We start from the raw sequence: 14221 nt of genomic DNA on the forward strand, positions 1-14221 counted from the left end.
GGGGGGGGGGGGGGGGGGGCGCGGCGCTGCAAAAGACCCCCACCCCGCTCCGCTGCGCGGAGCGACCCTCCCCACAAGGGGGAGGGTGAAGACGCCCCGCCAGACACACTCCAGAAACAAGATTCAACATCCGGGAAAAACTCGCGAAAACATCGCCTGTCATAACCACCCTCGCGGCGGCCAAGCGGGCTGCTGCACAACGCGAAGAAATGGTCCCGAAACATGCAACGAGGTTCGACCGGATGGATCGTTGCCCTGACAGGCATTTCGCTCGCCATGCTGGCGGTCGCACAATCGGGTGCGGACGCAGCGGTCACCCGGAGCGAATATTGCAGCCAGCTCGGCCTTCAGCTCGACGGGGCCATCCAAACGAAGGCCGCCCCAGGCACCAGCGCAAGCCAGATCGCCGAGGCAACCGCGCTCCAGGACAAGGCGAACCGGTTTTGTGCCGAGCGCAAACAGGCCCAAGGCATCAGGACCTACGCCAACGCCCTGAAGCTTCTTGGCGTGACACCGGTCGACTTGAACCAGTAGTAGTATCTGCCTTTGAACCATCAAGCACGCCAAGGCTGCTTGGTCGCCCCTCCTTCCTGACTTCCTCCCGGGAAAAGGCCGCACTCGCAAAAGCGAGGGCGGCTTTTTTCTTGGCTACGCAATGCCGGAGGAAATGCGCGGCAGACACCTGTCAAATCCGCATAAAAACAGATGCTTATAACAATTCGGCGATTCAGATACTGAAGCACTTCACGCGACGCTGAGCGCCGATCACAATCTGCCCAGGAATCGGGTGGCGGGCCGCATGCGAAACGCATGCCCCTAGCCGCAGAAAGAGCCTGAGCGGCTTACTTCCTGCCTTGCGGATAGATCGTCTCGCCGCGCTTCAGCATTGCCACAAAAGCCTCGATCTTCTTCTTGCGCCCGGCCTCGGTCTTCATATTGTGGGTGCGGAAGGCGAGCGCGAAACGGTTCTGCGCACTGAGCTTTGCCAGCATCGCCTTCGCAGCGGGTTCGGCGTCTATGGCAGCCTGCAGATCATCCGGGATCTTCATCTCCTTGCCGCTGCCATAGGCGCGCGCCCAGCGCCCGTCGGCCTTCGCCGCCTCGACCTGTTTGAGCCCATGTTCGGTCATGCGGCCCTCAGCGACCAGCCGCGCGACATTGTCGATGTTGATCAGGCTCCAGATGCTCTTCCTGCCGCGCGGCGTGTAGCGCTGCAGGAAGCTCTTGTCGTCCAGCCCCTTGCGCACCGCGTCGATCCAGCCGAAGCACAACACCACGTCGATGGCTTCCTTGGGCGTGATCGACTTCAGTCCCGACCCCACCTTGTGAACCTTGATCCACACTTCGGTTTCCGTGGCGTGGTGCTTGCCGAGCCATGCGTAGAAGCTGCCCGGATCTGGGAATTCATGGACCTTGTCGGGATCAACCTTGACCGGCGCCATTAGCCGGCCTGTTTGTTCAGTGCCGCTCGCGCCACCATAGTTCCTGCTCCCACTGTGGTCTTGCCCCCCGCATTGCACCCATCGTCATTGCCCGGCATGTGGCACAGATCGCTGTCAGTTGTCGTCAGTTGCGCCACCACAAAGCAAAGGAAAGCATCGCCGCGGGACTTCGTCGGGGAGAAGAGAGGGCGCGCGATATTCCATCGCCATGCTATAGGACCGCAAGGTGTCAGTCTGGGGGAATATGCCACCATGAAATCTCTGCTGCTCGCTTTTCTATCTTTGCTGTTGCCGAGCCTCGCCCTTGCGGAGCCGATCGAAACCCGGAAAATCGTCACGGCTGTGACTGGCGACTTCAATGGCGACGGCGCCGTCGATCTTGCCATGGTGGTGGAGACCGAGCCCCGCCACCCGATGGATGTCCACTTCTTCCTCAGGGACAAGGAGCACAATTACCTCAAGCCCGTCGAGATCGTGCACGAGCAGATCCACGGGGAATGGAACGGCTACGACCGGCCGGGTTACGAGAACTCCGACACCGAGCCGGAACTGACGATGCTGCCCAACGGTTCGATCAAATTCTACCTGCCGGCGATGCCGGTCGGCAGCGAACGGACCGACATGACGCTGACCATCGCCTGGCGCGACGGTGCCTTTATCGTCGCCGGCTTCGCCTATGACCATGATGACTATTTGAAGGAGAATGCCGAAAGCGCCTGCGAGTACAATGTGCTGACCGGCAAAGGCACCGGCAGCGAAAAGCAGCCGGACGGCAGCACCAAGCACAAGACCGTCTCGGTCGAAGGCCAGGCCATCGCCTTCAAGGACTGGAACCCGGGCGCTGCCTTCACCGCTTGCGGCGAATGACCGGCGCCTCTTCGACCGACTTCAGCGTGGTGGCGGCGCTGCCGGCGTCAGCCCGTGGCGGCGCATGATGTCCATCATCCTGGCCTTGTCCGGCGGACCGCCGGCGGCGGCGTAGAACATGGCGAAGATCTCGCGGAAATAGTCGGGGCCGATCGCCGCCGGCGTGACGACGCACAGCGCCGTCGCGTCCTTGATGCCCATGTTGTCGAACCGGTGGACGGCGCCGCGTGGAATGCACAGCGCCTCGCCCGGGCCGACCTCGATCGCCTTGCCGTCGACGGTCCAGGTCAGCACCCCGTCAATGCCATAGATCGTCTCTTCGTAGTGATCATGGCTGTGCGCCGGCGCCAGCAGCCGCATTCCGCTAGCCACCTTCAACTCGAAGGCGGCGATGCTGCCGTTCGAACTGTCGCCCGTCACTAGGAAACGAATCGACAGCCCTTTGTCGCCGATGGTCTCATTGGCTGGATTGACCTGAAGATTCATGACTGACATTGCGCAAACCCCTCCGGTAAATTACATTTACTAGCTATCAGTAAACTCAATTTACCGGATCGTCAATGGCCACCTCGACGGAAGTTCTGCAGACCAAGACCGAGAACCTGCTGATCGGCGCCCTGCTGCGCGTGCCGGCACAAGCGATCCAGCGGCGGCTGATCAAGGAGCTCAACGCCGCCGGTTTCGACGAATTGCGCTTGCCGCACATGGCGGTGCTGCAGTTTCCCGGCCCGGACGGCGCGCGGCCCGGCACCATCGCCGAGCGTGCCGGCATGAGCAAACAGGCCGTCAACCAACTTCTCAGCAGTCTCGAAGGTTACGGCTATCTCATCCGCTCCGACATTCCCGGTGACGGCGGTGCGCGCGTGGTGCGGTCCACGGAACGCGGTCATGCCGCCTTCTGGAAAATGGTCGATATCCTGCGCGACATCGAGGAGGAATGGCGCATCGAACTTGGCCCGGCGCGCTTTGCCCAGCTGAAAGCTTTGCTGTTCGTCGTCTGGGAAAGTCCTCTGGTGCGCTGAGCGAAAGACGGCGCTGGTCCGCCCTGCTCCATCGGCCTTTCCGATGACGCTATCGGTTTCTTCCGTTTCCTTCTGTCACGCCGAACTGCCAATCCCTGCCCTTGTCCATCCAAGCAAAGGCAGAGTAAAATGAACATCTCGAACCAGAAAATCCTGATCGTCGGCGGCGGCTCCGGCATGGGTCTGGCGCTGGCCCGGCGCTGCGTCGAGGCCGGCGCCGAGGTGATCATCGCCGGGCGCGGCGAGAACCGGCTGCGGCAGGCGCGCCAGGCGCTTGGCAATCCCGCCGGGCTGGAGACGGCCGTCGTCGACATCGCGCGCGAAGACCAGGTCGCGGCTCTGTTCGCAGGGATCGGCAACGTCAATCACATCGTCAGCACCGCCGCCGACATCGAAGGCGCCTACCAGCTGCTGCCGGAACTTGACCTAAAGGCAGCGCAAAAAATGGTCGATAGCAAGCTCTATGGCCCGCTGCTGCTCGCCAAGCACGGCGCACCGCGGCTGGCAGCGATGGGTTCGATGACCTTCGTTTCCGGCATTGCCGCCTACCGGCCAGGCGCGCGCGGCTCGGTCGTTGCCGCTGTCAACGCAGCGCTCGGAGGCCTCGTGCGGGCGCTGGCGGTGGAGTTGGCGCCGATCCGCGTCAATGCCGTGTCACCCGGCTGGGTCGACACCACGATCTGGGCGCAGGTGGCCGGCGATCGCAAGAACGAGACCCTGGCCGCGATGGCCGAGCGGCTGCCGGTCGGGCGGATCGGCCAACCCGATGACATCGCCGACGCCATCGCCTTCCTGATCGGCAATGGCTTTACCACGGGAACGACGCTGCATGTCGAGGGCGGCCACCGCCTGGTCTAGACCGTCGTGCTTCCGTCAGGAGTTGTTTGTAAACAAGGCCTTGGAGGGTTCGCCGATTCGAGTCCTGAACCAGCCTTGGCGGACTGCGGGACCGGCACGAGCGTGTCGCGCGCGGCAGTGAGCAATTGCTTGAGTGCCGGCGGCTGGACGCGCCGGCGGCGCCAGGTCATCGCCAGCGGCGCCGTCCGCACCCGGCCGGGCCATGGCAGTTCGACGATGTCGCCACGCGCGATCGCATCGCTGACGGCCAGGCGTGGAATGAGACCGAGCCCCGCGCCGGCCGCCACCAGCCGCGCAATGGCGCCAATGCTGCCGACCTCAGCGGCAAGTTTTGGCGTGGCAACGCCCGCCTCGGCAAAGGCTGTGTCGAACATGTGTCGGTAGACGCATCCGGGCTCCGTTGCCACGAAGGAGTGTGTGGCAAGGGTGGCCAGATCACGCTCTGCACTGCCTTGCCCCGGAGCCGCGACCAGCACCAGCGGTTCGGCTGCTATGGTGCGCCTGGCGAAGCGTTCATCGGACGCGTGCTTCGCGAAATCACGGCGGTCGAAGCAGAACGCGACATCGATCTCGCCGTCCTCCAGCTGGCGCAGCAGCGCGCCGCTGCCAGCCACCTTCATCCGCACAATGATATCGGGATGGCCGGCGTGGAATCCGGGCAGCCAAGGCGCCAGCCTGGCCGACGCGATCGTCTCCAGCGCGCCGATGGTCACCTGTCCGCTTGTCGAACCTGCCGCCGCCTGCACGGCCGCGCGCGCCTCGCCATCGAGCCGCAACAAATCCTCGGCGATCGGCTTCAGCGCCAGCCCTGCCGTCGTCAGCTCGAGGCCGGACTTCGCGCGCGTGAACAGGGCCGCGCCAAGCTCCGTTTCGAGCGTCTGGATCTGATCGCTGACGCTCGATTGCGCGAGGTGGACCACTTCTGCGGCGCGCGTGACGCTGCGGCTCCGCGCCACCGCCAGGAAGGTCTTGAGCAGTCTTGGATGCATCGCGTGGCTGACGCGTCTACTGCAGTTGCGGCTTTTTCAGAAAACTGCCGCGGTCGGCCGATTTGACGCGCAGCCAGGTCTCGCGGCCGTCGCGCAGCACCCGCATCGGAATCTCGGCCCCCGCCGAGCCGCTCTCCCACAGCTTGCGATAGAAATCGGCCAGCCCGTCGACCGCGCCGTCCCGGATGTCGGAGATGATGTCGCCCTGGCGCAGGCCGGCCTTGGCCGCCGGGCCGCCCTCGGTCACGCTCATCACCACCACTCTGCCGTCGCTTTCGGCCGACAGGGCGCCGAGCCACGGGCGCGGCGGCTTGGCCACCTGGCCGCGTGTCAGGAGATCGTCGAGTATGGGCGGCAACAGATCGATCGGCACCACCATGTTGATGTCGGCGACCTCGCCGTTGCGGCTCATCTGCAGGCGCAGGGAACCGATGCCGAGCAGCGAGCCGTCAGCGCCGAACAGCCCGGCACCGCCCCAGGAGGGGTGCGCCGGCGCAATGAAGATCGCCTCGTCGAGCAGATACTCCCAATAGCCGGCGAATTCCTGCTTGGTGACGATCCTGGCCTGCACCGACTGGCCGATGCCGTCGGCCAGCACGACCGCGTCGCCGATCCTCGCCTTGCCGGCATCGCCCAGCGCCACCGCCGGCAGGCCGAGCGGCGCCAGCGCCTGCACCAGGCCGAAGCCCGATTCCTGGTCATAGGCCAGCGCATGAGCGGGGATGACGCGGCCGTCATGGCTGGTCAGCCAGACCTCTTCCGCCTCCGTGATGAGATAGCCGATGGTCAGCACCAGCCCGTCATTGCGAATGACGACGCCACTGCCTTCCCTGAGCGTGCCGAGCGCCCCGGCCGTAAAGGCGTCTTCGGGAACAATGGCCCGCACGGCAACGACCGAGCGCGGATTGGGATTGATGGTCATGCTTTTGTCCTGGATGGGCTTTGGTGACATCTTCTATAGGTATGCCACGCAGGAGAAGGCGCAAGGGTGAGGAAGTGCCCAATTGCCGATGTTGGCTCCGCGGGCATCGATAATAGTTCAACGCAAGTTGAACTTACACATCCGCAGCCCTAGTTTATGGCGACCTGCCATCCTTCCCCGACACGAGGCCACGAAATGACCGACTACACACCGCCGAAAGTATGGACCTGGAACAAGCCGAGCGGCGGAGCCTTTGCCAGCATCAACCGGCCGATCGCCGGGCCGACGCATGACAAGGAACTGCCCGTCGGCAAGCATCCGTTGCAGCTCTATTCGCTGGCGACGCCGAACGGCGTCAAGGTCACGGTCATGCTGGAAGAGCTTCTGGCGCGCGGCCACAAGGGTGCCGAATACGACGCCTGGCTGATCCGGATCAACGATGGCGACCAGTTCGGCAGCGGCTTCGTCGAGGTTAATCCAAACTCCAAGATCCCGGCCCTGATGGACCGCAGCGGCAAGACGCCGGTGCGCATCTTCGAATCCGGTTCGATCCTGGTCTATCTCGCCGAAAAGTTCGGTGAATTCCTGCCTACCGAACAGCCGGCGCGCGCCGAGGTGCTGTCCTGGCTGTTCTGGCAGATGGGCTCGGCGCCGTATCTGGGCGGCGGCTTCGGTCACTTTTATGCCTATGCGCCGGAAAAGTTCGAATATGCCATCGACCGCTTCTCGATGGAGGTGAAACGCCAGATGGATGTGCTCGACCGCCGGCTGGCCGAGACTGAATATCTCGGCGGCAAGGACTATTCCATCGCCGATATGGCGGTGTGGCCCTGGTATGGCGGGCTGGCGCTCGGCCGCATGTACAATGATTCCGCCGATTTCCTGTCCGTGCAGGAGTACAGCCATGTGCAGCGTTGGGCGAAGGCGATCGACGCCCGCCCGGCGGTCAAGCGCGGCCGCATGGTCAACCGCGCTTTCGGCGAGCCTGCCATGCAACTGCATGAGCGCCACGACGCCAGCGACTTCGAGACCAAGACGCAGGATAGACTGGCCGCCGAATAGGCCATCGCGGATCGCGAAAAGGAAACCCGCCACCGACGCGACGTCGGGGCGGGTTTTTCCCAAGGTCCAATGCTGCGGGAACGCCTTAGTGCAGCACTTCAACGATCTGGCGGGTCTCCGGGTCGACAAGGACCGTCTGGTCATTGATCACCGCGACGCGGTATTTGACGTCGGGCACCTCACGCAGTTCGACAGTGTCCGGTACCGACGAGCCGAGCTTGAGTTCGACCCCCAGAAGGTTCACCGAGGCAAGCGGTTCCCTCTTGATGTATTCGCGAACGACCGTCTCCTGCTCCGGCTGGACGACGACGACGCTCTCCGCCAGCGCCGCACCAATGCCGCCCATCAGGACGATGGCAGCCGCCGCGCTTGTAAGATAAAGTTTCATGACCGTCTCCTAGTGACAATTGAATTCCGCCCTCCATGAAAACTCCACCGTTGCCATCCGGTTCCATCGAACTTCAGAATTGAAGATGTTACGATTTCGGTCAGGATATTGATTTGTTGCTGATCAAATGTTCGGCAGGCAAGACGGAAAAGGTTGAAAACTTGCACAATATGTACGGATATTTAGGAGTGAAAAATTCTATCTGCAGTCTGACTGGCCAGCCAACCGGCCTCGCATCCCTCCATCTGGACGATGGAAAGGCTCCGGCACGAAAAAATCTCGCCCGCCGGGAGCAGAGGGGAGCCAGGATAGCATCGATGGAGGTGACAACCTCATCGGTAATGCCAGAGAACGCGAAGCATCAGCGCTTGTTCCCAACCTGACGGCCTGAGTACGACTCGAAGTCGGTCGCGCATCCATCATGTTCCCATGGCGCTGTGCCGAAATTTCCAGCAGGAATATGCTCAGAGGGTGCCGTGCCTCAGTGACCAAATACCTTGCCGTCGGTCGTGATCGCGCTGGTGGCGACGTTCGCCGAGTTTGCCCCGCCGCACACGCGAGTGGACGGCTTGGTATGGAACTCCATTCCTGATCGGCCCCGGTTACCCCGGTCTCAAAGCTGGACACCGTCGCGATGCAATGGCGGGAAGGCGTCTACCGGATCCTGGCTCGGCGCGATATCGTGTGCGCGCCTGAAGATCAGCCTCACGATGAGCACGAAGTAGCCGACCTGCAGGACAAGCAGCGTCGCTATCGTCCAGGCAAATGCCTCCCAGAAAGAGCCGGTAACCGTATAGGTCCAGACCGCGACGATGATGGCCGTGGCTGACATCCCTACGAGAAACTGTCCAAAATACATGGTTTCCCAAAACCGTCGAAACCGCGGCGGTTCCGATCGGCCCCTGCCTCATTCCCATTTCCCGCGGACAACATCCCATTATTTTAGCAACTTCGCAAGTAAGCGGCCGGTTGCCGCTACGCGCTCTCCATTCCGCGGCGACTTGGCAACGATGGCGATCCGGGGCGCGGCGGCGGTGCCGGCGGGGCTGGGCTGACGCGCCAGCCGTCGAAAATCCAGAAGCACGCCCGCTCTTTGCACTTCGAGCAGGGGAACAAATGCCGGCACGCCGAGTTTCGCCTCCAGTTTTTTCAAGGAAAGGAGGCCGGCATGGCACCGCGCAACAAACCAAGCGCCGACATCGAAGATGACGCACCGCAGGCGGACGGGCCGACCATCGAGCAGCAGGATTGGGATGCGATCAAGGGCGGCGAGATCCTGCCAGAGTCCGTGCCGGAAAACGGCGACATGCGTTACGGCATCGAAAAAGACGGCGATCTGCCCGACGAGGACGACGATAACGCGTACCAAGACAGCGACGACGCCCTCCCTGATGATGAGGAAGAAGCCTCAATCACGCGCGATCAGACCCGCGAGGGCCGATTCGACGAGACGTGAGCCATTCGTCGCCCTGACTGCCTGTTGTTGAACTTGCCAAAGCCACATTTTCTATGCCCGGTTCGCGGGCAAATGTGCTTGGCCGGCTAAGTTTTCCGCCTAGGCATTATATCAGATTTACCTAAAATAGCGGAACATCCAAGGGACATTATCGGAACTGAACAAGGCCCCTTGGACTTTTGCGCACGACGGATAAGACCTTGGTCCTACAGGAAAAAGCAAAAGCCCGACGTGACCGATTGAAGCTTCCAACGAGGGAACATCGGGGCCGTGTTCGTCGTTTGTCGAAAGCGGCCCCGCCGGGTGCCATGCCTGGAGAACAGCGCGATGCCCCACCGATCCACCATCATCAAGACAGGCCATGGCCCAGGAACGGCGATCGCCGTGCTCATGGTTGGATTAACGGCGGTGGGCATCGTGTTTCTCCTACTCGGCAGTTCGCTCTACTTCAATGAGCAGCCTGCGGATCAACGTGCCCTGTCTTCGCCGCCCGCTCGATCGATACACGCGGCCGATAGCAAAGCGGCAAACTGAACGAGCAACTGCTGAGCCATAGCGAGATTGCCGCCGCGCAGGTCCTCCAGACTTAGGCCAGGAAGATCCGCCATTGCCGCTGCCTGCAGTGCGGCGGCCGTGCTGGTGATCATGGCAGCGAAGCGGACAGCTTCGGACGGTGTTTTTTCCACCGGAGAAGTTTTGGGTTGCTTGCATTAACATTAGACATGCCTAATATAATTGTGGCCGGCGACCGCCAGAAGTCGGCTGGCCCGGCGGCCTCCCTTTGCACCTAGCTGCCGGGCCATTTCTTGTCCTCGCCTTGCCGCCTTCGCCTTTGTGGGCGCGGATTCATCTTCGCGCCGTTTCGCCACGTATAGCTTCAGCCTCGACAAACAGCCTTCAGCTCGGCAGCCGCAGGAAAGATGCGGACGCCGAGCCCATCGCACTGATCAAATCGTTAGGACGTGCAGGCTAGCTGCTAAAATCGAAGGACGACCGAAGGGCCACGTCTGCGATAGCACCGGACGCGACGGCGACCATGCCGCCAGTAACTGCGGCAGACCCGTCTCCAACGCCGCCCGTGCCGGCGCCGGCGCCAGCCCCGATCCCAGTCCCGATCCCAGCCCCGATCCCAGCGTCGATGGTCGACCGGCTGCACCTCCGCATGCGCACCTTCGTCGTCGAAGGCCTCCGTTTGTGACGCCTCAATTTCATCGAGAATGCCTTTTCCGGCGCCTGGAACACCGGCCGCTGCCTCGATCGGGCGAATTGCCCCTGCAAGGGCCGCTGCCCCGGCAATGCCAAACATCGCCGTCAAGAAGGATCGCCGATCCATAGTAACCTCCCAACGTTGCATAAGCTGAACGAAGCGCTCGGCTGCCGAATGAGCAGGCCGGCGCATGGTGAAAATAGAGGATTCGCCAACCGCCGAAGCGGCTTGCGAATCCTATCAGCGCAGGAAGGGACGTTGCTGCGCCGATCGACGACATGTCAGCCAAGGACTACACTTTTGTCCATCTGTCTCTCCGAATTCCGGGAGACAAACAGCCGTGAACAGAGAGCCGTTCCCGTCGGTAAGACCAATGCGCTCGCAGACCAGACTTAAGTCGCACGTCTCATCCGACCGAAGCCCCAGCGGAGGAACATTTTCATTTGGCTCAAGTTCAGTTGCCGTCAGCGTTGAACGATCCTGTCATGCTGACTCGCAAGGAGAAACGGTATGAAAATGCACCTAACGGGCGCCGCAGCGGCGCTATTGCTGTTGGCCGGTGTCGGCGCCGTTGCCGCTCAGGACGTTGTCATTCAGCCTGAACAGGACACGGTCATCCGCGAGTATGTGAAGAAGCAGCCCCTCGCTTCGGTCAAGGTTCCCGGTGTGGAACTGAATATTGGTAGCGCGTTGCCGGACACGGTCGAACTTCATGAGATCCCCGATGTCAAATACCGCTACGTGGTGGTCGACAACCGCACCGTCCTGGTCGATCCGGGCACCCGCAAGATCATCAAGGTCTACGATTGAATTTCGAACTGTCCAACCCGCCGCCAGCCATGGCGGCGGGTTGCCCAGCTTCCAATCAGGACGAGTGAAGATGATAAGCAAAGCTGTGACATCCCCTGTTTTGGGCGTTCGCCTGGCCGATCTCCAAGCCAGGATGCGTGATGCGCGGGTGACGGATGCCGAAATGAAAACCTTTCAAAAGGTCGCGGCCATCATGGAAGATCGTCATGGTCGGATCGATGCCGACGACCTGATTGCGGCATCGTTCCTCGCCGATCCGGTGCAGGACCCGGCAAACGCCCTGAGCGACATCCCGACAAGCCAGCAGACTTTTTGACTCCCTGACCGGGAAAGCGCGCCGAAAGTCTCAGCCGAATCCGCACTTTTGCTCCAGCCTATTCCGCTTTCGCGGAAGTTTCGAGCGGCCCGCAATGTGCAATGTTGCTAATGCGGCGGTACGAGCCGCCCTGGTTGACGCGGGCGCCCGAGCCATCCCAACAATGCGCCCCCCCGTCCGCGTCGACCACGGCAGCCGCCTGTCTTCCCTCGCGAAGTCTTCAAGCCGGCTGCCTGATAATGCGGCCTGCGGCGACGGTCGGGCTTCAGCCGCCGACAAGCGCCTTTGTGGTCACCAGATTGGCGCCGGCCTCGGCGAATTCGCCATTGTGCCTGATGATGACCTGCTCGGCACTCTCGCTGGCATTGTCCAGCGTGCTGTGCGCATCGGAGACCACGGTCACGCCGAGCCCTCTGGCGATGGCGCCCTTGACCGTCGCGGCCACGCAAAAATCGGTCTGTGCGCCCAAGAGCACGACAGCACTCGCACCTTGCCCGGCCACCCAGTCGCCGAAGGCAGGATTGCTGAAAGCATCGCGCACGGATTTGGCAAAGGTCGGCTCGTCTGCCGCTTGGCCAAGCGCGGGCCAAACCGGCCAGCCCGGTTCATCCGGTGCCAACGGATCGCCTTCGGGTCCGTCATGCCTGATAAAAGCGATCTTGCGCCCGCCGCGCCGCGCCCAATCGATCACCGCCTTGGTGCGCTCGACAATGCCTGGCGCATCATGGATCGGCGGCTCGTGCACACCGTCGAACATGCCGGTCTGTAGATCGATGACGATGAGCGGCGCATTGTCCGGGAGGCTGGGTGCTGGCATGGGTTTTTACATAGCACGGCGGACAGGGTGATCAAGGTTTCGCTCATTCCGGCGCGCCGGCAAACAGCACCACGCCGTCGCCGCCGGTGGCCGGCAGTCGCGGATGGTGCGGTCGTTGCCGCCGGTCAGCACCGCGCCGTCGGCGGCGAAGGCCACCGCAGAGATCGGGCCGGTCTGGCTGTCCAACATTGCGATCCGGTTGCCGCTGTCCATCTCCCACAGCCGCGCCGTGCCGTCGAGCGAGTCGAAGACCAGGCGCGCTGGCCGTCGGCCGGCAGCGCCAATGCGTTGCCGTGGACAGTGAACACGGCGCCAGTATCGCCAGGAGGCCCGCCGTCGGCCCCGGCTTGGTCGACACATGTCGCGCATCTGCCATCATCGCCGAGGGATCAGGAGAGATCGCTATGAAGAAGACTTACTCGAAGCCGGCTTTCGTCAAGAAGGGCAAGCTTTCAGCCGTTACGGCAAACGGCTCGACCAGCGCCACGATGTAATCAGGCACACTCTTGGCCGTATCACGCCTGGCGCGGAGCAATTCCAGGAAAAACACCGAAGGCTTCGATCCGGAATGGCGTAAAACAAAGAATTGGAGGGCGGGCGCCTTGCCGCGCCTCCTTGGATTTATTGCAGTTTGCCGATTTCAGCCCGCACAGTTGACAGATGGCCGCAGTCTGGCATCATCGGATCGGGATTTTTAGGAGAGTCTGATATGAAAAAAATCTATGTGAAGCCATCGTTCTTGAAAAAAGGCCGGTTGTCGGCGGTCACTGCGGCCAACGGCTCCTCGTTGCCGATACCGCAATAATTTCAGCACCACCTGCTCCTGGCGCGTCCAAACCTCAACGCACCAGGATCAGGTCGTCCAACACCATTTGCCAATAGTGCTTCGTCGACAGGCGAACACGCGTTACAGCTTTGAGCATCGGGGCGTAGTGCAGCGGCGTCAGCGCCGACAGCGTGACCTCGTCGCTTGCAATCAGCTGCTCGCCAAGCCAGCTTTCGATCAGCGCCACCTCCCCTTCCGACGCCAGCCAGGCGGCGCTCAGCATGACCGAGTGAAAGCCGAACGGCCGTTCGCAGCTGAATTCGGCCGGCAGCCCGCTGCTGGTGTAGAGCACATGGTCGCCGGAAACATTGCCATTGACATAGCCCTGGCTGTCCTTGGTGAAGTCGCGGGCCATCGCATTCAGGTTGCGCCACGCCAATCCGGCATGGCCAGCCGGAATTTTCCTGAGGCTGCGCGACGTCACATCGTCGAAATCGATCGTTTCGAGGGCGACATCAGTGTCGATGCCGGCGCGTTGCGGCGACAGCAGGCCGAGATCCGCCGAGTAGGGCGATAGCGTCAGCCGCCGCTTCAAGCCGCCGCCGCTGACGCTGACCGTGTCGGCTTCTTCAGCCAGGTCGAAGCTGAAGACGGCACCCGGCGCCAGTGCCCGCTTCTCCAGGACGTACCCATTGCCCGACACGGAGAGGGTCGCTGGTCCATCGCCGGCGACGCGCCCGCTGACCCGGCGCGGCGGTGCCAGACCGACCGGCAGCAGCATCTCCTGCGATACCATCCCGGCCGGCGAACCCGGCAGCGGCAGGAAGTGTCGGGACTGAATGTCATTTTCGCTTTTCGCCTGCCAGCCGGGCGGCACCGAAACCACAAAGCGCCAGTTGCCCGGCTTGCGGATCACGGCCTTTCTGCTTTTCACCGACATGGGAAAATTGGCAAAGCCGGCATTGTTGGTGCGCGCGGACGCGGCGAGCTTGCCGGCTTCGTCATACAGCCGCACCATGATCCCGGCCATCGGCCGGTCTCCGGCGCCGTATTTGCCGTCGCGATCGACGTCGAAATAGACGAAGGACGAGTAATTGAGCATACCCCCGCGGGCGTTCCAATCGGTACGGACGGCATAGTCGGCAGCCGGATTGGTTAGCCGCCGTCCCTTGCGACGGCTGCGCTTCCGCCACAGCAGCCAGGACGCGACAGCAGCCGCAAGCACCACAATGGCGGCGGCCAGTATCTGGACAGCGCCCAAGTCAGGCATGGAGCCTCGCTTCACAAATCTCGTGGGGG

The 14221-nt window shown here is 62.4% G+C and carries 21 protein-coding genes; 10 read left to right on the forward strand and 11 right to left on the reverse strand.

From position 1 onward, the window contains the following. Positions 1-222 precede the first annotated feature (222 nt). Entirely contained in the window at positions 223-534 is a 312-nt protein-coding gene (locus tag EOA13_RS24545) for a hypothetical protein (RefSeq protein WP_164780301.1), read from the forward strand. Positions 535-842: 308 nt separating this feature from the next. Here EOA13_RS24545 and EOA13_RS24550 read toward each other — a convergent pair whose 3' ends face one another. After that, on the reverse strand, positions 843-1442 hold the full coding sequence (locus tag EOA13_RS24550; protein ID WP_127296246.1) for a YdeI/OmpD-associated family protein: 600 nt from the start codon (positions 1440-1442) through the stop codon (positions 843-845). 252 nt (positions 1443-1694) lie between these two features. Between EOA13_RS24550 and EOA13_RS24555 the strand changes: the two genes are divergently transcribed. Then, positions 1695-2309, forward strand: a complete 615-nt coding sequence (locus EOA13_RS24555; protein ID WP_127296247.1) for a hypothetical protein — start codon at positions 1695-1697, stop codon at positions 2307-2309. Positions 2310-2330: 21 nt separating this feature from the next. On the opposite strand, the gene EOA13_RS24560 is transcribed toward EOA13_RS24555, so the two are convergent. Further along, on the reverse strand, positions 2331-2804 hold the full coding sequence (locus tag EOA13_RS24560; protein ID WP_127296248.1) for a cupin domain-containing protein: 474 nt from the start codon (positions 2802-2804) through the stop codon (positions 2331-2333). Between the two features lie 65 nt (positions 2805-2869). On the opposite strand from EOA13_RS24560, the gene EOA13_RS24565 reads away from it, so the two are divergent. Beyond that, a complete protein-coding gene (locus EOA13_RS24565) occupies positions 2870-3331 on the forward strand; it encodes a MarR family winged helix-turn-helix transcriptional regulator (protein ID WP_127296249.1) in 462 nt (153 codons plus the stop codon). A gap of 129 nt (positions 3332-3460) precedes the next feature. Further along, positions 3461-4189 carry an SDR family oxidoreductase gene (locus EOA13_RS24570; protein ID WP_127296250.1) on the forward strand — a complete coding sequence of 243 codons (729 nt, stop codon included), beginning with the start codon at positions 3461-3463 and terminating at the stop codon, positions 4187-4189. Here the strand turns inward: EOA13_RS24570 and EOA13_RS24575 are convergent. Beyond that, positions 4186-5178, reverse strand: coding sequence for a LysR family transcriptional regulator (locus EOA13_RS24575; RefSeq protein WP_164780303.1), 993 nt, complete (start codon positions 5176-5178; stop codon positions 4186-4188). The genes EOA13_RS24570 and EOA13_RS24575 overlap by 4 nt on opposite strands. A gap of 16 nt (positions 5179-5194) precedes the next feature. Next, the gene (locus EOA13_RS24580) at positions 5195-6100 is read right to left on the reverse strand and encodes a S1C family serine protease (protein WP_127296251.1); all 906 of its coding nucleotides are present in this window, start codon (positions 6098-6100) and stop codon (positions 5195-5197) included. Positions 6101-6295: 195 nt separating this feature from the next. Here EOA13_RS24580 and yghU point away from each other — a divergent pair, with 195 nt between their 5' ends. Further along, a complete protein-coding gene (gene yghU, locus EOA13_RS24585; protein WP_127296252.1) occupies positions 6296-7162 on the forward strand; it encodes a glutathione-dependent disulfide-bond oxidoreductase in 867 nt (288 codons plus the stop codon). 85 nt (positions 7163-7247) lie between these two features. Here the strand turns inward: yghU and EOA13_RS24590 are convergent, their stop codons facing one another. The 3 genes from EOA13_RS24590 to EOA13_RS24600 form a co-directional block, all read right to left on the reverse strand. Then, complete coding sequence (locus tag EOA13_RS24590) at positions 7248-7550, reverse strand: DUF1236 domain-containing protein (protein ID WP_127296253.1); 303 nt, start codon at positions 7548-7550, stop codon at positions 7248-7250. A gap of 613 nt (positions 7551-8163) precedes the next feature. Further along, positions 8164-8382, reverse strand: coding sequence for an exopolysaccharide production repressor protein (locus EOA13_RS24595; RefSeq protein ID WP_348629764.1), 219 nt, complete (start codon positions 8380-8382; stop codon positions 8164-8166). A gap of 105 nt (positions 8383-8487) precedes the next feature. After that, entirely contained in the window at positions 8488-8703 is a 216-nt protein-coding gene (locus EOA13_RS24600; RefSeq protein WP_127296255.1) for a hypothetical protein, read from the reverse strand. 15 nt (positions 8704-8718) lie between these two features. Here EOA13_RS24600 and EOA13_RS24605 point away from each other — a divergent pair, with 15 nt between their 5' ends. Beyond that, complete coding sequence (locus tag EOA13_RS24605) at positions 8719-9006, forward strand: hypothetical protein (RefSeq protein ID WP_127296256.1); 288 nt, start codon at positions 8719-8721, stop codon at positions 9004-9006. Positions 9007-9473: 467 nt separating this feature from the next. Here the strand turns inward: EOA13_RS24605 and EOA13_RS38010 are convergent, their stop codons facing one another. Further along, positions 9474-9692, reverse strand: a complete 219-nt coding sequence (locus EOA13_RS38010; protein ID WP_164780305.1) for a hypothetical protein — start codon at positions 9690-9692, stop codon at positions 9474-9476. A 1031-nt stretch (positions 9693-10723) separates the two neighbouring features. Here EOA13_RS38010 and EOA13_RS24620 point away from each other — a divergent pair. Both EOA13_RS24620 and EOA13_RS24625 read left to right on the forward strand, forming a co-directional pair. Next, the gene (locus EOA13_RS24620; protein WP_031213630.1) at positions 10724-11023 is read left to right on the forward strand and encodes a DUF1236 domain-containing protein; all 300 of its coding nucleotides are present in this window, start codon (positions 10724-10726) and stop codon (positions 11021-11023) included. 70 nt (positions 11024-11093) lie between these two features. Continuing rightward, entirely contained in the window at positions 11094-11339 is a 246-nt protein-coding gene (locus EOA13_RS24625; RefSeq protein ID WP_127296312.1) for a hypothetical protein, read from the forward strand. A 265-nt stretch (positions 11340-11604) separates the two neighbouring features. Here EOA13_RS24625 and EOA13_RS24630 read toward each other — a convergent pair whose 3' ends face one another. Together EOA13_RS24630 and EOA13_RS24635 are read right to left on the reverse strand one after the other, a co-directional pair. Continuing rightward, positions 11605-12156 (reverse strand): isochorismatase family protein, encoded by a 552-nt coding sequence (locus EOA13_RS24630; protein WP_127296258.1) that lies wholly within the window; start codon positions 12154-12156, stop codon positions 11605-11607. 6 nt (positions 12157-12162) lie between these two features. Beyond that, the gene (locus EOA13_RS24635; protein WP_245490471.1) at positions 12163-12369 is read right to left on the reverse strand and encodes a WD40 repeat domain-containing protein; all 207 of its coding nucleotides are present in this window, start codon (positions 12367-12369) and stop codon (positions 12163-12165) included. A 191-nt stretch (positions 12370-12560) separates the two neighbouring features. Here EOA13_RS24635 and EOA13_RS24640 point away from each other — a divergent pair, with 191 nt between their 5' ends. Together EOA13_RS24640 and EOA13_RS24645 are read left to right on the forward strand one after the other, a co-directional pair. After that, positions 12561-12650 (forward strand): putative RiPP precursor, encoded by a 90-nt coding sequence (locus EOA13_RS24640; protein ID WP_127296259.1) that lies wholly within the window; start codon positions 12561-12563, stop codon positions 12648-12650. Positions 12651-12865: 215 nt separating this feature from the next. Continuing rightward, positions 12866-12961, forward strand: coding sequence for a putative RiPP precursor (locus tag EOA13_RS24645; RefSeq protein ID WP_127296260.1), 96 nt, complete (start codon positions 12866-12868; stop codon positions 12959-12961). 34 nt (positions 12962-12995) lie between these two features. On the opposite strand, the gene EOA13_RS24650 is transcribed toward EOA13_RS24645, so the two are convergent. Beyond that, positions 12996-14192 (reverse strand): hypothetical protein, encoded by a 1197-nt coding sequence (locus tag EOA13_RS24650; RefSeq protein WP_127296261.1) that lies wholly within the window; start codon positions 14190-14192, stop codon positions 12996-12998. Positions 14193-14221: the final 29 nt, after the last annotated feature.

It is taken from the genome of Mesorhizobium sp. M7A.F.Ca.US.011.01.1.1 (genome assembly GCF_003998295.1).
Classification (GTDB): Bacteria; Pseudomonadota; Alphaproteobacteria; order Rhizobiales; family Rhizobiaceae; genus Mesorhizobium.

What these genes read in the sequence shown, in the direction of transcription:
- EOA13_RS24545 (WP_164780301.1), top strand. Translation starts at nt 223, where the DNA reads ATGCAACGAGGTTCGACCGGATGGATCGTTGCCCTGACAGGCATTTCG.
- EOA13_RS24550 (WP_127296246.1), bottom strand. Translation starts at nt 1,442, where the DNA reads ATGGCGCCGGTCAAGGTTGATCCCGACAAGGTCCATGAATTCCCAGAT.
- EOA13_RS24555 (WP_127296247.1), top strand. Translation starts at nt 1,695, where the DNA reads ATGAAATCTCTGCTGCTCGCTTTTCTATCTTTGCTGTTGCCGAGCCTC.
- EOA13_RS24560 (WP_127296248.1), bottom strand. Translation starts at nt 2,804, where the DNA reads ATGTCAGTCATGAATCTTCAGGTCAATCCAGCCAATGAGACCATCGGC.
- EOA13_RS24565 (WP_127296249.1), top strand. Translation starts at nt 2,870, where the DNA reads ATGGCCACCTCGACGGAAGTTCTGCAGACCAAGACCGAGAACCTGCTG.
- EOA13_RS24570 (WP_127296250.1), top strand. Translation starts at nt 3,461, where the DNA reads ATGAACATCTCGAACCAGAAAATCCTGATCGTCGGCGGCGGCTCCGGC.
- EOA13_RS24575 (WP_164780303.1), bottom strand. Translation starts at nt 5,178, where the DNA reads ATGCATCCAAGACTGCTCAAGACCTTCCTGGCGGTGGCGCGGAGCCGC.
- EOA13_RS24580 (WP_127296251.1), bottom strand. Translation starts at nt 6,100, where the DNA reads ATGACCATCAATCCCAATCCGCGCTCGGTCGTTGCCGTGCGGGCCATT.
- yghU (WP_127296252.1), top strand. Translation starts at nt 6,296, where the DNA reads ATGACCGACTACACACCGCCGAAAGTATGGACCTGGAACAAGCCGAGC.
- EOA13_RS24590 (WP_127296253.1), bottom strand. Translation starts at nt 7,550, where the DNA reads ATGAAACTTTATCTTACAAGCGCGGCGGCTGCCATCGTCCTGATGGGC.
- EOA13_RS24595 (WP_348629764.1), bottom strand. Translation starts at nt 8,382, where the DNA reads ATGTCAGCCACGGCCATCATCGTCGCGGTCTGGACCTATACGGTTACC.
- EOA13_RS24605 (WP_127296256.1), top strand. Translation starts at nt 8,719, where the DNA reads ATGGCACCGCGCAACAAACCAAGCGCCGACATCGAAGATGACGCACCG.
- EOA13_RS24620 (WP_031213630.1), top strand. Translation starts at nt 10,724, where the DNA reads ATGAAAATGCACCTAACGGGCGCCGCAGCGGCGCTATTGCTGTTGGCC.
- EOA13_RS24625 (WP_127296312.1), top strand. Translation starts at nt 11,094, where the DNA reads ATGATAAGCAAAGCTGTGACATCCCCTGTTTTGGGCGTTCGCCTGGCC.
- EOA13_RS24630 (WP_127296258.1), bottom strand. Translation starts at nt 12,156, where the DNA reads ATGCCAGCACCCAGCCTCCCGGACAATGCGCCGCTCATCGTCATCGAT.
- EOA13_RS24635 (WP_245490471.1), bottom strand. Translation starts at nt 12,369, where the DNA reads ATGGACAGCGGCAACCGGATCGCAATGTTGGACAGCCAGACCGGCCCG.
- EOA13_RS24640 (WP_127296259.1), top strand. Translation starts at nt 12,561, where the DNA reads ATGAAGAAGACTTACTCGAAGCCGGCTTTCGTCAAGAAGGGCAAGCTT.
- EOA13_RS24645 (WP_127296260.1), top strand. Translation starts at nt 12,866, where the DNA reads ATGAAAAAAATCTATGTGAAGCCATCGTTCTTGAAAAAAGGCCGGTTG.
- EOA13_RS24650 (WP_127296261.1), bottom strand. Translation starts at nt 14,192, where the DNA reads ATGCCTGACTTGGGCGCTGTCCAGATACTGGCCGCCGCCATTGTGGTG.